This window comes from Swingsia samuiensis, assembly GCF_006542355.1.
Classification (GTDB): Bacteria; Pseudomonadota; Alphaproteobacteria; order Acetobacterales; family Acetobacteraceae; genus Gluconobacter; species Gluconobacter samuiensis.
This window is the reverse complement of sequence record NZ_CP038141.1, coordinates 414702-436752: the sequence shown is the minus strand read 5'-3', so window position 1 is coordinate 436752 and position 22051 is coordinate 414702. Positions and strand designations below refer to the sequence as shown.

Sequence of the window (22051 nt, the reverse complement as noted above, 5' to 3'; positions counted from 1 at the left end):
GAGAGTAATAAAGACGCATGAATGCCATTGTAGTAACGGCTCTTAAGAGGCCTTATACCTTTGTCGTTCTGTCGATCATGATTTTGATCTTCGGAATTAAGGCAATAGTTTCCACTCCAACAGATGTTTTCCCATCGATTAAGATACCAATTGTTGCTGTCGTCTGGTCTTATAACGGTCTGATGCCAGAGGATATGTCTGGTCGTATCGTTTATTATTATGAGCGGACGCTGACGGCAACTGTGAGTAATATTGAGCATATTGAAAGCTCATCTTACTATGGTCGTGGGATTGTGAAGGTATTTTTCCAACCCGGAACAAATACGGCTGTTGCCCAAACTCAAATTACATCCGTATCTCAAACTGTTATTAAACAGCTACCTACGGGTGCAACACCGCCGCTTATTCTTGCCTTGGATGCTTCATCCGTTCCTGTCCTGACGCTGCAAGTGAATAATTCGACTATGTCAGGGTCGGAAATTTACAATATGGCGTCCAATCTTATCAGGCCTGAGCTGGTTTCAGTTGCAGGTGCGGCTATTCCGAACCCCTACGGTGGTTTGGCGCCTGATATTATGGTCGATATCGATCCGGTTAAATTGCTGGCCCATCGCCTTTCCCCTGAAGATGTGGCGAATGCATTAAACGGCCAGAATATCGTCTTGCCAGCAGGGGATCAGAAAGTCGGAGCGTTGGATTGGATGGTGAAAACCAATTCATCACCGCTCGATTTATCTGATTTTAATAAAATGCCGGTTAAACAGGTTGGTAACTCAGTTATTTATCTGAGGGACGTCGCATGGGTTCATCGAGGAGGGCCCCCGCAGATCAACGCTGTGCTTGTTAAAGGGCAGCAAGCTGTTTTGATTGTGATCTTGAAAAGTGGGGATGCGTCTACTCTTTCTGTTGTTAGTGGTGTTAAAAAACTTCTGCCACAGATTGAAGCGACGTTACCTCCTGGCACCACGATGCATGTGTTAACAGACGCTTCCAGCTTCGTGAAAGAGTCTGTTTTTGATGTCGTGCGTGAGATGATCACTGCCGCCATTTTAACCAGCTTAACAGTTTTGCTTTTCTTGGGGTCGTGGCGTTCAACGATCATTGTTGCAACATCTATTCCCTTAGCCATGCTCAGCTCAATGATAGGATTGAGCCTTGCTGGTCAGTCGATCAATGTCATGACGTTAGGGGGGTTAGCGCTTGCTGTTGGTATTCTCGTGGATGATGCAACCGTCATGATTGAGAATATCGATACTCACCTTGAGATGGGTAAAGATTTAGAGCAGGCTATTATTGATGCAGCAAACCAGATTGTTATTCCAACTTTTGTTTCAACAACCTGTATTTGTATCGTTTGGTTGCCATTATTTGAACTAACCGGTGTATCTGGTTGGCTGTTCATGCCTATGGCTGAGGCTATTATTTTTGCAATGATCGCCTCTTTTATTTTGTCACGTACTCTTGTTCCGACCATGGCGAACTGGTTGTTGGCTGCACAAGTTGAGCAGCATCGCAATCCAGAGCATCAGAATAAAAGGCCAGGAGTTTTCACCCGCTTTCAAAAAGGGTTTGATGAGCGCTTCAATCGGTTTCGTGAAGTGTATAAAGGGTTTCTCCATCTGCTGATCACAATCCGAGGTCGTTTTGTCGGATTGTTCTTGTTGGCTGCGCTTGCGTCTTTGTGCTTGCTTTTCTTTGTGGGGCAGAATTTCTTCCCAGAGATTAAATCTGGCACACTTCAGATGCATATGCGCGCCCCTATTGGTACCCGGATTGAAGAAACAGGGAAAATATCAGGCCTTGTTGAAAAGCGGATACGAGAAGTGCTGCCAGATAAGGTAGATAATGTTGTTAATAACTGTGGTTTGCCTTTCAGTCAGTTGAACCAAGCCATGGTTCCGACCCCGACGACTGGCGCTCAAGATTGCGATATCACAATACAGTTGTTTGATTCAGAAAGCCCAATTGCCGAATATCGTCAGAAATTACGGAAGGCTTTAACTGATTCTTTCCCTGGAACGATTTTCACCTTCCAACCGGGTGATATGACTGCAAAGATTTTGAATTTTGGCTTGCCGTCACCAATCGATGTTCAGATTGTAGGGCGTAACCTAAAAGCGAACTTTACCTTTGCATCCCAGTTGGCTCAAAAATTACGGCATATCCCTGGGATCGCTGATATCTCAGTTCAGGAGCCCATGACGGAGCCTACGCTTTTGGTCAATAACCGGCGTAGCTTTGCTTTAGGAACCGGTATCACCCAGAAAGATGTTGCGTTTAATACGCTTATTACTCTTTCAGGAAGTGCTCAGGTGGGGCAAACTTATTACCTGAACGCACAAGGGACTTCTCAGCTGATCGATGTGCAGACCCCTGCAAATTATATTCAAACGATGAATGACCTTGAGATACTTCCGATTGATAAGGGAGATAATAACCCAAGCAATAGAACCCCTCAGCTTTTGGGAGCATTAACAAACTTCCAACAGGTTGGGACTGCTGCTGAAGTATCTCACTATAATATTATGCCTGTCTTTAATATTTATGCGGCTCCAGAGAGTATTGATTTAGGAACAATCTCTAGGGCCGTTAATAAGGTAGTGGATCAAGAGCGTAAAAACTTACCCCACGGCTCTAGCCTTGCTGTTCGTGGGCAAGCGGTGACGATGAACGAGGCTTATGTGCAGCTGATTGGTGGTCTCGCTCTGTCAATTGCTCTGGTTTATCTAATCATTGTGGTTAATTTCCAGTCATGGCTAGACCCGTTCGTTATTATTACAGCGTTGCCAGGAGCACTGGGGGGAATTGCTTGGAGTTTGTTCCTTACTCATACAACCTTATCGGTTCCAGCGTTAACGGGTGCCATTATGTGTATGGGAACTGCCACAGCCAATGCGATCTTGGTGGTTGCCTTCGCTCGTGAACGGCTTGATGAGCACGGAGATGTTTTGTTAGCTGCGTTGGAATCTGGTTATGAGCGTATTCGTCCCGTTATGATGACGGCGCTAGCTATGATCATTGGGATGATTCCCATGTCCATGAGCAATTCATCGAATGCTCCCCTTGGTAAGGCCGTGATTGGTGGCCTGATCGTTGCAACGATTGCTACGTTGCTATTTGTTCCTTGTGTTTTTGCATTACTTCATTACAGGCGACCTGCTGGGCCTGAAGGAGACCGCGCGTGAGTCATTCAACTGAACAGGGACATTTCCCACAAGAGCCACGTTCTGCGCACGGTAGTCCGAAGTATAAGCTCATACTGATTATTGTTGTTCTGGTTGCCGTATGTCTTGCTGTCTGGGGCATCATAGAACGAGGAATACACTATCATTCCTTAACAAACCGAACAGAAGAAGCTGCAATTCCCCCTGTAACGCTTGTTCAGCCTCAACCGGGGCCAAAAACTCGTGAGGTGGATTTGCCTGCTAACTTAGCGGCTTGGTATGAAGCTCCCATATACGCTCAGGTCTCGGGCTACGTGAAAATGTGGTATAAAGACTACGGGGCACACGTTAAAAAAGGTGATTTGCTGGCTGAGATTAGTACCCCGAGTATTGATGCGCAGTATGCAGCCGCAAAAGCGCACTATAACGTTATTTTAGCGCGGTATAATTTGGCGGTGATTACAGCTAAACGGTGGGCCGCTTTAAAGGGAACACAAGCGGTTTCACGGCAAGAGGTTGATGTTCAGGCCGCGAATGCCGCTGCTCAGAAGGCTGAACTGGAAGCGGCTGAATATGAAGTAGAGCGTTTTCAGGCGCTGGAGAACTTCAAGAAAATTGTGGCCCCTTTTGATGGAATTGTAACATCTCGTCTTGTGAACGTAGGGGATTATGTTAACTCGGGGGGAGGGAATCTAAGCTCTCGCGGTACTGTTGCGGAGTTGTTTTCTGTCGCTGATATTCATCGGATGCGCGTGTTTATCTCTGTGCCGCAAGATTTTGCGAGTGTTATCTCGCCCAAAATTTTTGCAGAACTTTCTGTGCCGCAATATCCGGGACGCCGCTTCAAAGCAGACTTCCTTGCAACTGCGAATGCGTTTAACGCCGCGACACGTACAGTTACAACAGAGTTGACGTTAGGGAATGAGCAGCACCTGCTATGGCCGAATTCGTATGCGACCGCACATCTTTCAGCGCCAAGTGATCCTAGTATTTTGATTATTCCTATTGGAGCCGTTGTGTTTAGAGCGCAGGGGACACAGGTTGCAAAAGTAGTTAATGATCATGTTCATTTGGAAAATGTTCGGTTGGGTATCAATTTTGGAACAACCATTCAGGTTTTGAGTGGTCTTAAGCGTGAAGATGAATTAGTGGCTAATCCAACAGCAGATTTGCTTGAAGGTGATGCCGTTAGAACCGTTCCTACAACGCATGGATATAATGACACTCCTCAAGCCTCTAAGGATGATGATCAGAAATCCATTAACTCTCATGATGCCAACCCTGCCGAAGCGGGATCACGTTAATGAGCCTTGTAAGTAAGAAACGTTTAGATTTGCCAAGAAATGTGTTGCGGTCTGCGACGGCTCTTGTGGGTGCTCTATCAATAGGGTTGACCTCTTGTGATCTGGCGCCTGAATATCATCCGCAAAAATTCCTTTACCCGGATGGCTGGGAAGGGAAGGGCATTATGGGAGATGCCCGTCCAGCGGACGATGTTAATCGTGAAGACTGGTGGACGGCATTTAATGATCCAGTATTAAATGATCTGGAAACACGTATGCTTGCGACTAATCCGGACTTGCAGGCTGCCGCAGAAGCATTCACTCAAGCGAGAGATGTAGCGAGAGAAACGGAAAGCCGTCTCTACCCACAAATCACGGGCTTTGGGCATATGAGTGCGAATAAAGGCTCTGATGGACGGCTCTATAATAATCCGCGCACTAGTACTTCGCTGGTTTATGAATCGAATGAAGCCTATAGTGGTGCTGCGACATGGGAGCCTGATTTTTGGGATGCTATTCGAAATTCCACACGGCTCCATAGAAATTTAGCTCAGGTCTCTGCTGCGCAATACATGTCTGCAAAGTTGAGCCTTGAGGCCGAATTAGCGAGTGATTATGTCGCATTGCGTGGGTTGGATGCGCAAAACGCAGTTTATGAAGACTCAATCCATTATTTCCGTACGGCTGTTCAAATCACGTCGTTAAGGCAAGAAGGCGCGATTGGAGCTGGATTGGATGTTTCCCGTGCGCAGAACCAATTATATGCAGCGATGGCTGCTCAGAGCAAATTGGTTGCTCAGCGACGGGTTCTGGAAAATGCGATTGCGATATTATTAAATACTGCACCTGCAGGCTTCCATATTGCTCCGATTCAAAATGTCAAAATGTCGCTAGGAGTTGTTAAAATCAACCCAGGCCTTCCTTCGACATTGTTGGAACGGCGCCCAGATATTGCTGCGGCTGAACGGCGGATGTCGGCAGCATCAAAAGCCATTGGTGTCTCACGGGCTGCCTTTTATCCGCACATCACTCTTAGTGTTGGGGGTGGTTTTGAGGATGGCGGCTTTGATTTGGCGAGTATTTCAAATGCGTTTTGGCGCGTTGCTGTGCAAGCTGTTGAGCCTGCATTTACTGGCGGGTTAAGACGTGCGGCTTTGCAACGAGCATGGTCGCAGTACCGTGAAACAGTAGATCAATACCGTTCTGTTGTGCTCTCTGCCTTTCAGGATGTTGAGAATGGTTTGACCCAAACTGGACAGCTGAAAAAAGCTCAGGATGAGCAGGCGAAGGCTGTTGCGGCTGCGCAGCGAACGCAAAGTATGACGATGGCGCTTTATACCGGAGGGCTCTCGAACTATCTTGATGCGCTCGTTGCTCAGCAAGACACTTTGGCTGCGAGGCTGGAGCTTGTTGCAACGCAAACTGCCCAAGTGCAGGCATCTGTTCGTCTGATGCGTGCATTGGGAGGGGGTTGGAATGTTCAAAAACTACCTTCAACAGATCAAATTAACACTTTTGGTCCGTTCCAATATGAAGGTTTAAGAAATCCTAAGCCTGTAGCTGGCATAGGCAGGGCCCCATTGCCTCAAGATAATGATTTGCGGGGAGATCATAAGAATTAAAGCAGGCTGCTCGTTAATTTCTTGACGGGCAGAAGAAAATCTGTTCTACGAGCCAGCTTAACGTCGAACGTGGGAGGGGCTTTTCTTGAGCTCCATTGACCACGGTTCGGGAACACAACATTAAGGAGTCCCGGATATGGCCAAAAAAGTTGTTGGCTACATCAAGCTTCAGATTCCAGCTGGAAAAGCTAATCCATCACCACCAGTTGGTCCTGCTCTAGGTCAGCGTGGTCTTAACATTATGCAATTCTGTAAAGAATTTAATGCGAAGACACAGGGTCTTGAGCCTGGAATGCCAATTCCAGTTGTCATCACCGCCTATGCAGACCGTACATTCTCCTTCATTACGAAGACTCCACCAAACACATACTTCCTTTTGAAAGCTGCGAAGATTTCTAAAGGAAGCCAAACTGTTGGTAAGTCTGCGGCCGTTGGTTCTGTCACGAAGTCTCAGCTTCGCGAGATTGCTGAAACAAAATTCAAAGACATGAATGCCAATGATATTGATGGTGCAATCCGCATGCTTGCTGGATCTGCTCAGTCAATGGGTCTGAACGTGGTGGAGGGCTGAAATAATGGCTAAGAATAAACGTCTGAAAGCTGCTCAGGAAAAAGTTGAGCGCAATAAGCCTTACACTTTGTCGGAAGCCGTTGCTCTTGTGAAAGGTAATGCGAAAGCTAAGTTTGATGAGACGATTGAAGTGTCATTAAACTTGGGAATCGACCCACGTCATGCTGATCAGATGGTTCGTGGTTTGATCTCCTTGCCGAATGGAACAGGTAAAACTCTGCGCGTTGGTGTTTTTGCTCGTGGTCCAAAAGCTGAGGAAGCTTTGGCTGCTGGTGCAGAAGTAGTTGGTGCAGAAGATCTAGCTGAAAAAATTCAAGCTGGTGAAATCAATTTCGACCGCTGCATTGCAACACCTGACATGATGGCACTTGTTGGCCGTTTGGGTAAAATCCTTGGTCCACGTGGTTTGATGCCTAACCCTCGTTTGGGAACGGTTACCATGGATGTTAAGGGTGCTGTTACAGCTGCTAAATCTGGTCAGGTTGAATACCGTGCTGAAAAATCCGGTATTGTTCACGCTGGCGTTGGTAAGGCTTCTTTCGGTGAAGATAAGCTAATTGAAAACATCAATGCTCTTGTTGATGCGGTTCAAAAAGCACGTCCAACAGGCGCAAAAGGAACATATTTGAAGAAGGCTGCTTTGTCTTCTACAATGGGTCCTGGCGTTCGTGTGGATGTTTCAAGTTTTCAGGCTTGATTTATTAGAGAGCTTTCGTGTAGAAGGCTCTCTTTAGGAATAACATCATATTTCGATATGGTGTAAGAAATAACGAATAGCTTTGTTATTCTTTATTTCTAATCCTGTCCAAGATCGCACGTAGCGCCTAGGTGCTTTAAAACCTAGATATTGGGTGCGGGCGTCAGACGGGGCGGCAGTGTTGAATTTGATGATGCACTAGCTTCGCTCACTTCTGTGGACAGGCGAGCGGGGTATCCTAACGATAGGATATCTCATGGGTAACTTTGGTTCGAGAGATTCGAACTGACGGGGAGACAGGTTTTGGACCGTACGGAAAAACGGGCCTTTGTTGCATTCCTCGCAGATGTGTTTAACAGCACGTCCATGGTAGTTGTCACCGAGAATAAAGGGTTGACAGTTGCTGATGTGACGGAGTTGCGTAGACGCGTTCGTGCGGCAGGGGCAACATATAAGGTCGCGAAAAACCGGCTGGCCAGCCGCGCTCTGGATGGGACCCAATTCAACGGTATTGCTCCATTGCTAAAAGGGCCTACAGCTCTTGCTTGGTCAGAAGATCCAGTGGCAGTGGCAAAGGCAATCGTTGAGTTCGCCAAAACAAATGACAAGCTGGTAGTCCTTGGTGGTGCTCTTGGCTCTCAAACACTTGGTGTTGCAGAGGTTAAGGCGCTTGCAGAACTACCGTCTCTAGACGAGCTACGTGCGAAGTTGGTTGGTATGATCCAAACACCAGCAACACGTATCGCTGGTGTTACTCAAGCTCCAGCCGCTCAGCTTGCTCGTGTTTTTGGCGCCTATGCCAAGACCGGCGAAGCCGCTTAATGCTTGGAGTGCGCGCTGCGGCGTAATCTCTGAACAAATAACATAGTGCATCATATAGGATAGAATCATGGCCGATTTGGCAAAGATTGTTGAAGAGCTATCAGCTCTTACGGTTTTAGAAGCTGCTGAACTTTCTAAGCTTCTTGAAGAAAAATGGGGCGTTTCTGCAGCTGCTCCGGTAGCTGCTGTTGCTGCTCCAGGTGCAGCTGCTGCTCCTGCAGAAGAAAAGACAGAATTTGATGTTATCCTAGCTGATGCTGGTGACAAGAAAATTAACGTCATTAAAGAAATCCGTGGCATCACAGGTCTTGGCCTGAAAGAAGCTAAGGATCTTGTTGAAGGTGCACCTAAAACAGTTAAAGAAGGTGTATCAAAAGACGAAGCTGCTAAAATCAAGAAAGCTCTTGAAGATAACGGCGCAAAAGTCGAAGTTAAGTAATAAGTTTGGAGCCATTCTTTTTATAGGAATGGTTTCTATGAAAGTAGACAAATGGGGCGGGGACTGCTTGCGGTTCCCGCCCGATTTGCCGTTGTGTGATTCGAAGAGTATAGTAGACAATTCGCCACGGGTTGAAATTGCTAAAGCCGGTCGTTCCGGTCGTCCGTTATGTCAGAAGATCTTGTCTGGCAGCAGTTTCTCGGGCGACTCGAAGGTCTGGTGCAGAGGGCAGGAATAGATGAACGCGATCACCAAATCGTTCACGGGACGCAAGCGGATACGCAAGAGCTTCGGGCATATTCCCGAAATAGCGCCGATGCCCAATCTTATTGATGTGCAGCGCGCGTCGTATGAAGCATTTTTACAAATGCATGTGAGTCCGGACGCACGTCAGAATGCGGGCTTGCAGGAAGTTTTTCGTTCTGTTTTTCCTATCAATGACTTTGCTGGTCGTGGTCGTTTGGACTTCGTTTCTTACGAATTTGAAGAACCGAAGTATGACGTTGAAGAGTGCATTCAACGTGGGTTGACCTATGCGGCTCCGCTTAAAGTTATTCTCCGTTTAACAACGTGGGATATTGATGAAGATACAGGTTCACGCTCTATTCATGACTTGAAAGAGCAGCCTGTATATATGGGCGATATGCCGCTCATGACGGATAATGGAACGTTCATTATCAACGGGACTGAACGTGTTATCGTGTCACAGATGCACCGTAGTCCAGGTGTGTTTTTTGATCATGATAAAGGTAAGACCCATTCTTCTGGGAAATATCTTTTTGCCGCACGCGTCATCCCTTATCGTGGGTCATGGCTGGACTTTGAATTTGACGCTAAAGATTTAATTTATGTTCGTATTGATCGGAAGCGTAAGCTTCCAGTAACGACATTACTTTATGCGCTTGAAGGTGCAAACTCTATCCTTGCTCGTGAGAAAAAAATTGCGGAAGGTGGGGATGTTGACGCTTTAGATGTCTATGGCATGGATCAAGATGAAATCCTTGCTTACTTTTACGGCGTTGTTCCTTTCACGCGACTGAATGATGGGTGGGCGCGTCCATTTGAGCCAGAAGCTTTCCGCGGAATGAAGCTTTTAAGCCCTCTGGTTGATGCTGATACGGGTGAAGTGGTAGCGGAAGCGGAAGCGAAGCTCACTGCGCGTATGGTCCGTAAGATTGCTGAGAAGACACGCGTCGTTCAGGTTGGTCGTCTTGATATTCTTGGTCGTTTTCTTGCTCATGACTTGGTTAATGAAGAAACGGGCGAGATATACGGAGAGGCCGGAGAAGAGCTAACCGAAGAACGTTTGGCTGCTCTGGAAGAAATCGGCGTAACGGAACTGCCAACTTTGGCTGTTGACGGTTCTCATGGTCCATGGATCCGTAACACATTATCCGTGGATAAAAATACGTCCCGAGACGAAGCGTTAATTGATATTTACCGGATCATGCGTCCAGGTGAGCCTCCGACCAAAGAAACAGCAGAAGCTATGCTGAATGGTCTGTTCTTTGATTCTGATCGGTATGACTTGTCTTCTGTCGGGCGTGTAAAAATGAACATGCGCTTGGATGTGGATGCTCCAGATACCCTGCGTGTTTTGCGTAAAGAAGATATTCTACGTACGATTAAGATTATGTGCGATCTGAAAGATGGTCGTGGTCAGGTCGATGATATTGATAACCTAGGTAACCGTCGTGTTCGTTCTGTAGGCGAACTCATGGAAAATCAATATCGTATTGGCTTGCTTCGTATGGAACGTGCCATTCGTGAACGGATGGGTTCTGTCGATATTGATACGGTCATGCCGCATGACTTGATTAATGCTAAACCGGCTGCTGCTGCGGTTCGTGAGTTCTTTGGTTCATCACAGTTGAGCCAGTTCATGGATCAGACGAACCCACTTTCAGAAGTGACGCATAAACGTCGTCTTTCTGCGCTTGGTCCGGGCGGTTTGACACGTGAGCGCGCAGGCTTCGAGGTTCGTGACGTTCACCCAACACATTATGGTCGTATTTGTCCGATCGAGACGCCTGAAGGACCAAACATTGGTCTGATCAACTCTCTTGCGACGTATGCGAAGGTCAATAAATACGGATTTATTGAAACGCCATATCGTCTTGTAAAAGACGGTACGCTTCAAGATGGTTGGAAGTATCTTTCTGCAATGCAGGAAGAGAAGCTTGTTGTTGCTCAGGCTGATGCGAAGCAGGATCAAGATGGCCGTTTGACGGATGAATTGGTTTCTGTTCGTAGGTCTGGTGACTTCCGTGTTGTGCCTCCAGAGCAGGTTACGGCATGTGACGTTTCACCTAAGCAGCTTGTTTCTGTTGCTGCGGCTCTTATCCCATTCCTTGAAAACGACGATGCGAACCGTGCACTTATGGGCGCGAACATGCAACGTCAGGCTGTTCCATTGGTGAGAGCAGATGCTCCACTTGTTGGAACAGGGATGGAAGCTGCTGTTGCGCGTGACTCTGGTGCGACCATTGTCGCAAAACGCCGTGGTATCGTAGATCAGATTGATGGTGCGCGTATTGTTGTGCGTGCCACAGATGATGCAGGATCAACACAAGGTGTTGATATCTACCGTCTGCATAAATACATGCGCTCCAATCAATCGACCTGTATTAACCAGCGTCCATTGGTAAAGGTTGGAGATACGGTTCATTCAGGTGATATTATTGCCGATGGACCATCGACTGAACTAGGTGAACTAGCGCTTGGCCGTAACGTACTTGTCGCGTTTATGCCATGGAACGGTTACAACTTTGAAGACTCCATTCTGATTTCAGAGCGTATTGCTCGTGATGACGTCTTTACTTCAATTCATATTGAAGAATTTGAGGTCATGGCTCGTGATACAAAACTGGGTCAGGAAGAAATAACACGTGATATTCCAAACGTAGGCGAGGAAGCTCTTCGTAATTTGGACGAAGCTGGAATTGTCTATGTTGGGGCTGAAGTTAATCCTGGAGACATTCTTGTTGGGAAGGTGACGCCAAAGGGTGAAAGCCCAATGACGCCGGAAGAAAAACTCTTGCGTGCGATCTTTGGTGAAAAAGCTTCAGATGTGCGTGATACTTCCTTGAAGCTGCCACCCGGAACAAGCGGTACCATTGTTGATGTTCGTGTTTTCTCACGTCGTGGTGTAGATAAAGACGAACGTGCAATGGCGATTGAGCGTGCTGAAATTGAGCGTTTGACGAAAGACCGTGATGATGAGCGTTCAATTCAAGAACGTAGTTTCTACAATCGTTTGCGTGAGCGTTTGGTTGGTCAAGTTGCTGGAGCAGGCTTCAAAGGTATTCGTTCTGGAACGCCTATTACCCGTGAAGTATTAGAAGAGCATCCACGTGGAGCATGGCGCAATATCTCTGTTGCTTCTGATGAAGTAACGGCGGAATTGGAAAGACTGCGTTCGGAGTTTGATGCTGCCGTTGGAAAAATTAACGCTCGCTTTGATAACAAAGTAGAGAAACTGCAGCGGGGCGATGAGCTTCCTCCGGGCGTTATGAAGATGGTTAAAGTCTTCGTTGCTGTGAAGCGTAAGCTTCAGCCTGGGGATAAAATGGCTGGTCGCCATGGTAACAAGGGTGTTGTCTCACGGGTTGTCCCTGTTGAAGATATGCCATTCCTTGAAAACGGTCAGGCTGTTGATATCGTTCTGAATCCACTCGGTGTGCCATCACGTATGAACATCGGTCAGATTCTGGAAACTCACTTGGGTTGGGCTTGTGCCAATATTGGTAGCAGCATTGGCGATATGGTCGATGAATACCAACGGACAGGTGAGCGTAAGCAAGAGCTTCTCGACCGTCTTCGTGAAGTTTATGGCGATGAAATCTTCAACTCAGATGTGGCAACGCTTCCGAACGAGCAGTTGATTGAATTGGCAAATAACTTACGTAAAGGTTTGCCAATCGCGACCCCTGTTTTTGATGGTGCATCGATCCCAGATATTGAAGATATGCTGGTGAAGGCAGGTGTTGATAAATCTGGTCAGTCTCAATTGATTGATGGTCGAACAGGGGAGCCTTTCGAGCGTCAGACAACGGTTGGCTACATTTACATGCTAAAGCTTCACCATCTTGTTGATGATAAGATCCACGCACGTTCTATCGGTCCATATTCGTTGGTTACTCAGCAGCCATTGGGTGGTAAAGCCCAGTTTGGTGGGCAGCGCTTTGGTGAGATGGAAGTGTGGGCTCTTGAAGCTTATGGTGCCGCTTATACCTTGCAGGAAATGCTGACAGTTAAGTCGGATGACGTGTCTGGCCGTACGAAAGTCTATGAGGCGATTGTGCGTGAGCAGGATGACTTTGAAGCTGGTATTCCAGAGAGCTTTAACGTTTTGATCAAAGAGTTGAAATCGCTTGGTCTGAACGTCGAGCTTGAACAAAGTGCACTGTAATTGATGCGGTTGTTTTTCGTTATACGGTTCAATTTTAAAGCACCCACGGTTTTCCATGGTGTGCAGTGGGATTTCGGCGCATGAACGAGCTCATGAAGATTCTTGGTCAGTCCGGCCAGTCTGTGACATTTGATCAAATTAAGATTCAGCTAGCCTCGAGCGAACAAATTCGTTCGTGGTCTTATGGTGAAATTAAAAAGCCTGAGACGATTAACTATCGTACGTTCAAACCAGAGCGCGATGGTCTGTTCTGTGCACGTATTTTTGGTCCGATTAAGGACTATGAATGCTTGTGCGGCAAATATAAGCGGATGAAATTCCGCGGTATTGTTTGTGAAAAATGTGGTGTTGAAGTTACTCTTGCTAAAGTCCGTCGTGAACGGATGGGCCATATTGAGTTAGCTTCTCCTGTTGCACACATCTGGTTCCTGAAGTCTCTTCCAAGTCGTATCGCTACGATGCTGGACTTGCCTTTGAAGGATGTTGAGCCTGTTCTGTACTTTGAGCGCTTTTTGGTGCTCGATAAAGGTGTTGCAGATACGGATCAAATTGATTCTTACAAGCACGGTAAAAAGCGCGATCAATATCTTCTGGATGAAATTCGGTGTGAAGATCTTCTGGATGAATATCCTGATGCCGGTATTGAGGTTGGAATTGGTGCGGAAGCCATTAAACGCGCTTTATCCAGCTATAACTGGGGTATTCCTAACGCCGAAGAGCGTGAATTAAGTTTAGCCGCTAAAGCAAAAGGCTTGCCAGATCCGTTCGACTATGACGCTGAAGTCATGGAAGAAGATTCTGAAAAAACGATGATGCGTAAGAAATTACGTAAGGCGACATCAGAAGCGGCTCGTAAAAAACTAGTTAAGCGCTTAAAGCTGGTTGAATCATTTGTAGAAAGTGGTTCAAATCCAGATTGGATGATCATGGATATCGTTCCGGTTATTCCGCCGGAATTGCGTCCATTGGTGCCATTGGATGGTGGCCGCTTCGCAACGTCTGATCTGAACGATCTGTATCGTCGTGTGATCAACCGTAACAATCGTCTAAAAAGACTGATGGAGCTTCGTGCGCCAGATATCATTGTTCGCAATGAAAAGCGTATGTTGCAAGAAGCGGTTGATGCGCTGTTTGATAACGGTCGTCGTGGCCGTGCGATTACGGGTGCAAATAAACGTCCATTAAAATCTTTGTCAGATATGCTGAAGGGAAAGCAAGGACGTTTCCGTCAGAACCTTTTGGGTAAGCGCGTCGACTATTCTGGTCGTTCTGTGATCGTGGTCGGCCCGGAACTGAAACTGCATCAGTGTGGCTTGCCAAAGAAAATGGCTTTGGAATTGTTTAAGCCATTTATTTATTCGAAACTTGAAAAGTACGGTCATGCGACAACCATTAAAGCTGCAAAGCGGATGGTTGAGAAAGAGCGTCCAGAAGTTTGGGATATCCTTGAAGAAGTTATCCGTGAGCATCCGGTTATGCTTAACCGTGCGCCAACACTTCACCGTTTGGGTATTCAGGCGTTTGAACCGACACTGATTGAAGGTAAAGCGATCCAGCTCCATCCACTGGTCTGTACTGCATTTAACGCAGACTTTGACGGTGATCAGATGGCTGTGCACGTTCCTCTTTCCTTAGAGGCACAGCTAGAAGCGCGTGTGTTGATGATGTCGACCAATAACATCCTCAGCCCTGCGAATGGTAAGCCGATTATTGTTCCTTCTCAGGATATCGTTCTTGGCTTGTACTATTTGAGCTTGGAAGTTCCTGAATATCGTGAAACGCCGGATGAGGCTGAAATTGTTGATGGAAAGGTTGTTAAAGCCGGCCCACCAGCATATGGCGATGTTTCTGAAATTGAGAGTGCCATGTTGTCTGGCTCTCTTAAATTACATGATAAAATTCGTCTGCGTTTAACAACAGTGAACGCTGATGGTAAATCAGTTCGTGAAACCCTTGTAACGACACCAGGGCGTGCGCTGATTGCTCGGATTTTACCAAAGCATTCAGATATTTCCTTTGCGCTGATTAATAAGCAGCTGACCAAGAAAAATGTGTCAGACGTTATCGACACGGTTTACCGTCACTGTGGGCAAAAAGAAGCGGTTATCTTCTGTGATCGTTTGATGGAACTTGGTTTCCGTCATGCGGCTCGCGCAGGTATCTCCTTCGGTAAGGATGATATGATCATCCCAGAAGCCAAGAAGACGTTGGTTGCTAAAACCTCTGAAGAAGTAAAAGAGTTTGAGCAACAGTATCAGGATGGTCTGATTACAGCTGGTGAGCGTTACAACAAGGTTGTTGACGCATGGTCACGCTGCACAGACGAAGTTCAAGCGGCGATGCTGAAGGAAATTTCCAAGCAGGTTATTGGTAAGCCAACGAACTCTGTTTGGATGATGAGCCATTCTGGTGCTCGTGGGTCGCCAGCGCAGATGAAGCAGCTTGCGGGTATGCGTGGTCTGATGGTGAAGCCATCGGGTGAAATTATTGAGCAACCGATTATTGCAAACTTTAAAGAAGGTTTGTCGGTTCTCGATTACTTCACCTCGAGCCACGGTGCGCGTAAAGGTCTTGCCGATACAGCGCTTAAAACCGCAAACTCTGGTTATTTGACACGTCGTTTGGTGGACGTTGCTCAGGACTGCATCATTGTTGAACAAGATTGCGGAACGGAGCGTGGGCTAACAGTGCGAGCTGTTATGGATAGTGGTGAGGTTGTTTCTTCACTATCTGAGCGTATTCTCGGTCGCACATTGTCAAAAGATGTGTTGCATCCTGTGACTGAGGAACTCCTTGTCGCACGCAATACGCTTGTTGATGAAGCTCTTTCAGATGTCATTGAGCAGGCAGGGGTAGAGAGCGTCGAAATTCGTTCTGTGCTTACATGTGATAGCCGTGTCGGTATCTGTGCTCATTGCTATGGACGTGATCTTGCCCGTGGTACACCTGTTAACATCGGTGAGGCTGTTGGTGTTATTGCAGCTCAATCGATTGGTGAACCAGGAACACAGCTGACCATGCGTACCTTCCATATTGGTGGTGCGGCAACGCGTGGTGCGGAGCAATCCATGGTGGAAGCAGCGCGTGATGGCGTTGTGAAGATCAAGAACCGTAACGTTGTAGAAAACTCACAAAAAGTTCCCGTAGTGATGTCACGTAACTGTGAAATTCTATTGGTGGATGAAAATGGGGTAGAACGTTCGCGTTATCGTGTGCCTTATGGTGCGCGTTTGATGGTAGGTGAAGGTGAAGAGGTAACACGCGGTCAGAAGATGGCCGAGTGGGATCCATACACCCTTCCAATTATTACCGAGCGTGCAGGTAAGGTTGAGTATCTGGACCTAATCGACAGTATTACGCTTGTGGAGCGAATGGACGAAGTAACAGGTCTAAGCTCGAAGGTTGTTGTTGATTACAAACAAGCTGCAAAAGGTGTCGATTTAAGGCCTCGTTTGCAGTTGAAGGATGCTTCTGGCAACGTTGTCAAACTTGCGAATGGCAATGATGCTCGTTACTTCCTCTCCCCAGATAGTATTTTGTCTGTTGAGAATGGTGCTGAAGTAAACGCCGGAGACGTGCTCGCCCGTATTCCACGTGAAGGTTCGAAAACACGTGATATTACCGGTGGTTTGCCACGTGTTGCTGAGCTGTTTGAGGCACGTCGTCCGAAAGACCATGCGATCATTGCCGAAGGTGATGGCCGTATTGAGTTCGGGAAAGACTATAAGTCTAAGCGTTGCATCATTGTAAAGAATGATGAAACGGATGAAGAAACGCAGTACCTCATTCCAAAAGGAAAGCACATTTCTGTTCAGGAAGGTGACTTCGTGCAGAAAGGTGACCCCCTCGTGGATGGACCTCGCGTGCCGCATGACATTCTGAAGGTGATGGGCGTCGAAGCTCTGTCTGATTATTTGGTGAATGAAATTCAGGATGTTTATCGTCTTCAAGGTGTGAAGATTAACGATAAGCATATTGAAGTGATCGTGCGGCAAATGCTTCAGAAGGTAGAGGTGCTAGAACCCGGCGATTCAACCTACCTCATTGGGGAAACGGTTGATCGTATTGAGTTCGAGATAGAGAATCAGCGCCTCATGGAGAATGGTGATACGCCAGCAAGGGGTATGCCCGTGCTACAAGGTATTACCAAAGCTTCCCTACAGACGCAGTCCTTTATCTCGGCCGCGTCCTTCCAAGAGACAACAAGGGTTCTTACGGATGCTGCAACGTCCGGCAAGGTTGATACGCTAAATGGCTTGAAAGAGAACGTCATCGTTGGCCGACTCATTCCAGCAGGAACAGGAAGCGTGATTAATCGTTTGCGGACGATTGCTGCGAGTCAGGACCGGGCAAGAGTCAGTGGAATTCCTTCGAAAAAAATCGAGGATGCTGCTGAATAATATTAAGGCACACTTAAAAATACGTTAATCGGGTGCTTTATTAGAGCCGATTCTTGAGTAAAAGCTTAAGAATCGGCTCATTTTGTATTGAAAGGCTTGACTAAAGGCGGAAGCCCTCGTAGTTTTCGCGCCCTAGGCTTAACCTCACCAGTTAAAGGTGATATAGAAGCCGTCGAAGAAAAAAATTGCATATGGTGCCGCCTTCTCTTCAACGAAGGGGAGGCTAAGGCCATAGGCTATTAAAGAAAGTGGGCTGCAAAATGTAGCCTTCTTTGCTAAGTGTGGGATGACACATGGATTCTTTCTGTGTGTTGAATAATTAAATGTCATGGCAGGGATAATAAGATTTCTGTCTCAAAATAGGACAAGGATTGGGAAGGGCGCATGCCGACCATCAACCAGTTGATCGCGAACGGCCGTGAGCCGGCCGCAAAGCGGAATAAGGTCCCTGCATTACAGGGATGTCCCCAAAAACGTGGTGTTTGCACCCGTGTTTACACAGTGACGCCAAAGAAGCCGAACTCCGCTTTGCGTAAGGTCGCTAAGGTGCGTCTGACCAACGGGTACGAGGTCGTTAGCTATATTCCGGGTGAAGGTCATAACCTTCAGGAGCACAGTGTTGTGCTTATCCGTGGTGGGCGCGTAAAGGACCTTCCCGGTGTGCGTTATCACATCCTGCGCGGCGTGCTTGACACGCAGGGCATCGCAAAACGTCGTCAGCGCCGTTCGCTGTATGGCGCGAAGCGTCCGAAGTAAGAGGTATTTGGAATGAGTCGCCGTCACCGCGCTGTTAAGCGTGAGATCCTTCCCGATCCGAAGTTTGGAGATGTTGTCATTACGCGCTTCATGAATGCGCTTATGTATGATGGCAAAAAATCTACTGCTGAGGGTATCGTCTACGGTGCGCTTGAAGTTTTGCGCAATCGTGGTGGTTCGTCTGCAGACCCCGTCGGAATGTTTCATTCAGCACTGGATAATGTAAAGCCAGCTGTTGAAGTTCGTTCTCGTCGTGTTGGGGGAGCTACGTATCAGGTTCCTGTTGAGGTTCGCGCTGAGCGTCGTCAAGCTCTGGCTATTCGCTGGATTATTGATGCTTCTCGTAAACGTGGCGAGAACACGATGCAGGAACGTTTGTCTAACGAATTGATGGATGCGATCAACAATCGTGGCGCTGCCGTCAAGAAGCGTGAGGACACCCATCGTATGGCTGAAGCAAATAAAGCTTTCAGTCACTATCGCTGGTAACTATAACCCGCTAAAGGGCGTTCAACAGAGTCTATTTGGATTTTGTTGAATTGAACTTTCAGTCTTACCTCTACCTTTCGAGTAGAGTTTTGGAGAAAGACGATGGCAAAGGCTAAGTTTGAGCGGAATAAGCCGCATTGTAATATTGGAACCATCGGTCACGTTGACCACGGTAAAACATCTCTGACTGCTGCTATTACAAAAACACTGGCTAAATCCGGTGGTGCAGAATTCAGAGCGTATGATATGATCGACGCTGCTCCTGAAGAGCGTGCTCGTGGTATCACTATTTCTACAGCTCACGTTGAGTATGAGACGGCTGATCGTCACTATGCTCACGTTGACTGCCCAGGCCACGCTGACTATGTTAAAAACATGATCACCGGTGCGGCTCAGATGGATGGTGCTATCCTTGTCGTATCTGCTGCTGATGGTCCAATGCCACAGACACGTGAGCACATTCTGCTTGCACGTCAGGTTGGTGTTCCAGCTCTAGTTGTTTTCTTGAACAAAGTTGATCAAGTTGATGACCCAGAGTTGCTTGAGTTGGTTGAAATGGAAGTTCGTGAACTTCTATCTTCCTACTCTTTCCCAGGTGACGATATTCCTATCGTTAAGGGGTCAGCTCTTGTAACTCTAGAAGATGGTGATCCAGCAATTGGTGAAGACCGTGTTCTTGAGTTGATGCAAGCTGTTGATACATATATTCCTCAGCCAGAGCGTCCAATCGATCGTCCATTCCTAATGCCGATCGAAGACGTATTCTCAATCTCAGGTCGTGGTACTGTTGTTACCGGTCGTGTTGAGCGTGGCGCAGTTAACGTTGGTGACGAAGTTGCTATCGTTGGTCTGAAGGATACGGTTAAGACAACAGTTACGGGCGTTGAAATGTTCCGTAAGCTTCTTGATCGTGGTGAGGCAGGTGATAACATTGGTGCGCTTCTTCGTGGTACGAAGCGTGAAGATGTTGAGCGTGGTCAGGTTTTGGCTAAACCAGGTTCAATCACACCTCATAAAAAGTTTAAAGCTGAAGCCTACATCCTGACGAAGGAAGAAGGCGGACGTCACACACCATTCTTCTCCAACTACCGTCCTCAGTTCTACTTCCGTACAACGGACGTAACCGGGGTTGTTGAGTTGCCAGAAGGCACAGAAATGGTAATGCCAGGCGATAACGTTGCTATGGACGTCGAGCTTATTGCTCCGATTGCTATGGACGAAGGTCTGCGCTTTGCTATTCGTGAAGGCGGTCGTACTGTAGGTGCAGGCGTAGTTTCTTCAATTAGCGCCTAAGTCCTACAAGTAAACGCCATTAGAAAGTTGGACCCCGATCAGATTTTTTTTCTGATCGGGGTTCCCTTTCAAGCGTAATGGCGGTAGGACGAGACCCGAATTTTCGAGTTGGACGAATTAATAACTATGGACAACCAGAACATCCGCATTCGCCTAAAGGCGTACGATCATCGTGTGCTTGATAATAGCACAAAAGAGATCGTAAACACGGCGAAGCGTACGGGTGCGCGGGTTCGGGGTCCGATCCCGCTGCCGACGCACATCGAACGATTCACGGTGAATCGTTCTCCACACGTGGATAAGAAAAGCCGCGAACAGTTCGAAATTCGAACACATCGCCGGCTGCTCGACATTGTTGAGCCAACCCCGCAGACCGTGGACGCCCTCATGAAGCTCGATCTCGCCGCTGGCGTAGATGTTGAGATTAAACTGTAAGGTCCAGACGATGCGTACCGGATTGATTGCAAAAAAGCTGGGGATGACCCGGCTATTTAAGGAAGATGGCACTCATGTGCCTGTAACTGTTCTACACCTTGATGAAGTTGAGGTTGTGGATGCTCGTACAAGCGAGCGCGATGGTTACACAGCTGTTCAGCTTGGTCTTGGAAAAGCTAAGGTAAAAAATGTTACCAAAGCAAATCGTGGTCATTTTGCCCGCGCCAAGGTTGAGCCAAAGAAGCATCTCGTTGAATTCCGCGTTGCGGAGGATGCGTTGCTTGAAGCTGGGTCAAAACTATCTGCTGCTCATTTTGCTGTTGGGCAAAAAGTGGACGTTACGGGCCAGAGTAAAGGTAAAGGTTTTGCAGGTGTTATGAAGCGTCATAACTTTGCAGGGCTTGAAGCGACACATGGTGTGTCCATTAGTCACCGTTCTCACGGTTCTACAGGACAGCGCCAAGACCCTGGAAAAGTGTTCAAGGGTAAGAAGATGGCCGGCCATATGGGAGATGAACGTGTAACAACGTTGAATCTTGAAGTGGCAGCTGTAGATGTGGAACGTAATCTGATTATGATCAGAGGAGCGGTTCCTGGTGCGAAAAACAGCTTAGTGCTGGTTCGTGATGCAATCAAGAAGGCTCGCCATGCTGATGCGCCATATCCGGCAGCATTTGTGGCAGCCGCCGGTTGAGGACGAGGGGCATGGAATACGATATCAAAACCCTCGATAACGGTAGCGCAGGATCTATCACGCTTCCGGAAGAGATTTTTTCAGTTGCACCTCGTGCCGATATTATGGCGCGCGTTGTTCACTGGCAGTTGGCGAAGCGCCGTGCAGGAACTCATCGTACAAAAGGTATGGGTGAGATCTCTGGAACGACCAAGAAGCCATACCGCCAGAAAGGAACGGGTTCTGCTCGTCAGGGCTCATTGCGTGCACCGCAGTTCCGTACAGGTGGCGTAGTGCATGGTCCGGTTGTCCGTGATCATGGTTATGATTTGCCGAAAAAAGTACGTCGTTTAGGCTTGATTTCTGCGTTGGCGCAGAAAGCTGCAGATGGAAAGCTGGTTGTTTTGGACGCTGCTAATGGCGTTACAAAAACCAAAGAAGCTGCTGCTAAGCTAAAGCTTTTAGGTTGGACATCTGCTCTAATTGTAGATGGCGCAGTTGATGAGCAGTTTGCTCGTGCTGTTGCAAACCTGCCTAAAATTGACGTTTTGCCTACAATCGGCGCAAACGTTTATGATATCCTCAACCATGATATGCTCGTGATTACACGTGCAGGGCTTGAGGGTCTGAAGGAGCGCTTAGCATGACAGCTTCTAACGTTCTAAATGCACGTAAAGTCGCAGAGAATCTTTCTCAAGAAGCTTTGTATGATGTTATTCGTGCTCCTTTGATTACCGAGAAAGCAACATTGCTTTCTGAGCGTAATCAGGTTGTTTTCAAGGTCGCTCCAGCAGCTACAAAGCTGCAGATCAAAGCAGCTGTCGAAAAACTCTTCAATGTGAAGGTAACAGGTGTAAACACACTTGTGCAGAAGGGTAAAACGAAGCGCGTCAAAGGGCGTCCTGGTCGCCGTTCTGATATTAAGAAGGCGTATATCAGTCTTGCAGAAGGTCAATCCATTGACCTGACGGCAAAGTTAGGCTGAAGCGGGGTATT

At 47.4% G+C, this 22051-nt stretch carries 16 protein-coding genes; all 16 read left to right on the top strand.

Annotated elements, in window-relative coordinates; translation table 11 throughout:
* The first annotated feature begins 17 nt into the window (after positions 1-17).
* The 16 genes from E3D00_RS02070 to E3D00_RS01995 all read left to right on the top strand — a co-directional run bounded on the left by E3D00_RS02070 (position 18) and on the right by E3D00_RS01995 (position 22040).
* Positions 18-3185, top strand: a complete 3168-nt coding sequence (locus E3D00_RS02070; RefSeq protein ID WP_141459502.1) for an efflux RND transporter permease subunit — start codon at positions 18-20, stop codon at positions 3183-3185.
* Entirely contained in the window at positions 3182-4468 is a 1287-nt protein-coding gene (locus E3D00_RS02065; protein WP_141459500.1) for an efflux RND transporter periplasmic adaptor subunit, read from the top strand. Before E3D00_RS02070 ends, E3D00_RS02065 begins: the two co-directional genes overlap by 4 nt.
* Positions 4468-6069 (top strand): efflux transporter outer membrane subunit, encoded by a 1602-nt coding sequence (locus E3D00_RS02060; RefSeq protein WP_141459499.1) that lies wholly within the window; start codon positions 4468-4470, stop codon positions 6067-6069. Before E3D00_RS02065 ends, E3D00_RS02060 begins: the two co-directional genes overlap by 1 nt.
* A 136-nt stretch (positions 6070-6205) precedes the next feature.
* Positions 6206-6640, top strand: a complete 435-nt coding sequence (gene rplK / locus E3D00_RS02055) for a 50S ribosomal protein L11 (RefSeq protein WP_141459497.1) — start codon at positions 6206-6208, stop codon at positions 6638-6640.
* Between the two features lie 4 nt (positions 6641-6644).
* Entirely contained in the window at positions 6645-7337 is a 693-nt protein-coding gene (rplA, locus tag E3D00_RS02050) for a 50S ribosomal protein L1 (RefSeq protein WP_141459495.1), read from the top strand.
* A gap of 303 nt (positions 7338-7640) precedes the next feature.
* Positions 7641-8159: a 50S ribosomal protein L10 gene (gene rplJ / locus E3D00_RS02045; RefSeq protein WP_141459493.1), complete on the top strand. Its 519-nt coding sequence runs from the start codon at positions 7641-7643 to the stop codon at positions 8157-8159.
* A 67-nt stretch (positions 8160-8226) separates the two neighbouring features.
* Positions 8227-8598 (top strand): 50S ribosomal protein L7/L12, encoded by a 372-nt coding sequence (rplL, locus tag E3D00_RS02040; RefSeq protein WP_141459491.1) that lies wholly within the window; start codon positions 8227-8229, stop codon positions 8596-8598.
* Between the two features lie 238 nt (positions 8599-8836).
* Positions 8837-13009 (top strand): DNA-directed RNA polymerase subunit beta, encoded by a 4173-nt coding sequence (gene rpoB / locus E3D00_RS02035; RefSeq protein WP_141459489.1) that lies wholly within the window; start codon positions 8837-8839, stop codon positions 13007-13009.
* Positions 13010-13089: 80 nt separating this feature from the next.
* The gene (gene rpoC, locus E3D00_RS02030) at positions 13090-17409 is read left to right on the top strand and encodes a DNA-directed RNA polymerase subunit beta' (RefSeq protein ID WP_141459487.1); all 4320 of its coding nucleotides are present in this window, start codon (positions 13090-13092) and stop codon (positions 17407-17409) included.
* A 384-nt stretch (positions 17410-17793) separates the two neighbouring features.
* Entirely contained in the window at positions 17794-18165 is a 372-nt protein-coding gene (gene rpsL, locus E3D00_RS02025; RefSeq protein WP_010502158.1) for a 30S ribosomal protein S12, read from the top strand.
* Between the two features lie 12 nt (positions 18166-18177).
* The gene (gene rpsG / locus E3D00_RS02020) at positions 18178-18654 is read left to right on the top strand and encodes a 30S ribosomal protein S7 (protein WP_141459485.1); all 477 of its coding nucleotides are present in this window, start codon (positions 18178-18180) and stop codon (positions 18652-18654) included.
* Positions 18655-18756: 102 nt separating this feature from the next.
* Positions 18757-19947 (top strand): elongation factor Tu, encoded by a 1191-nt coding sequence (tuf, locus tag E3D00_RS02015; protein ID WP_141459484.1) that lies wholly within the window; start codon positions 18757-18759, stop codon positions 19945-19947.
* 126 nt (positions 19948-20073) lie between these two features.
* On the top strand, positions 20074-20382 hold the full coding sequence (gene rpsJ, locus E3D00_RS02010) for a 30S ribosomal protein S10 (protein WP_007282720.1): 309 nt from the start codon (positions 20074-20076) through the stop codon (positions 20380-20382).
* A gap of 10 nt (positions 20383-20392) precedes the next feature.
* Positions 20393-21076, top strand: a complete 684-nt coding sequence (gene rplC / locus E3D00_RS02005; RefSeq protein ID WP_141459482.1) for a 50S ribosomal protein L3 — start codon at positions 20393-20395, stop codon at positions 21074-21076.
* Positions 21077-21087: 11 nt separating this feature from the next.
* Positions 21088-21702 (top strand): 50S ribosomal protein L4, encoded by a 615-nt coding sequence (rplD, locus tag E3D00_RS02000; RefSeq protein WP_141459480.1) that lies wholly within the window; start codon positions 21088-21090, stop codon positions 21700-21702.
* A complete protein-coding gene (locus E3D00_RS01995; RefSeq protein ID WP_141459478.1) occupies positions 21699-22040 on the top strand; it encodes a 50S ribosomal protein L23 in 342 nt (113 codons plus the stop codon). The genes rplD and E3D00_RS01995 overlap by 4 nt, the downstream gene beginning before the upstream one ends.
* Positions 22041-22051 lie beyond the last annotated feature (11 nt).

Coding starts and splice junctions, on each gene's coding strand:
- E3D00_RS02070 (WP_141459502.1), top strand. CDS start 18: ATGAATGCCATTGTAGTAACGGCTCTTAAGAGGCCTTATACCTTTGTC.
- E3D00_RS02060 (WP_141459499.1), top strand. CDS start 4,468: ATGAGCCTTGTAAGTAAGAAACGTTTAGATTTGCCAAGAAATGTGTTG.
- rplK (WP_141459497.1), top strand. CDS start 6,206: ATGGCCAAAAAAGTTGTTGGCTACATCAAGCTTCAGATTCCAGCTGGA.
- rplA (WP_141459495.1), top strand. CDS start 6,645: ATGGCTAAGAATAAACGTCTGAAAGCTGCTCAGGAAAAAGTTGAGCGC.
- rplL (WP_141459491.1), top strand. CDS start 8,227: ATGGCCGATTTGGCAAAGATTGTTGAAGAGCTATCAGCTCTTACGGTT.
- rpoB (WP_141459489.1), top strand. CDS start 8,837: ATGAACGCGATCACCAAATCGTTCACGGGACGCAAGCGGATACGCAAG.
- rpoC (WP_141459487.1), top strand. CDS start 13,090: ATGAACGAGCTCATGAAGATTCTTGGTCAGTCCGGCCAGTCTGTGACA.
- rpsL (WP_010502158.1), top strand. CDS start 17,794: ATGCCGACCATCAACCAGTTGATCGCGAACGGCCGTGAGCCGGCCGCA.
- rpsG (WP_141459485.1), top strand. CDS start 18,178: ATGAGTCGCCGTCACCGCGCTGTTAAGCGTGAGATCCTTCCCGATCCG.
- tuf (WP_141459484.1), top strand. CDS start 18,757: ATGGCAAAGGCTAAGTTTGAGCGGAATAAGCCGCATTGTAATATTGGA.
- rpsJ (WP_007282720.1), top strand. CDS start 20,074: ATGGACAACCAGAACATCCGCATTCGCCTAAAGGCGTACGATCATCGT.
- rplC (WP_141459482.1), top strand. CDS start 20,393: ATGCGTACCGGATTGATTGCAAAAAAGCTGGGGATGACCCGGCTATTT.
- rplD (WP_141459480.1), top strand. CDS start 21,088: ATGGAATACGATATCAAAACCCTCGATAACGGTAGCGCAGGATCTATC.
- E3D00_RS01995 (WP_141459478.1), top strand. CDS start 21,699: ATGACAGCTTCTAACGTTCTAAATGCACGTAAAGTCGCAGAGAATCTT.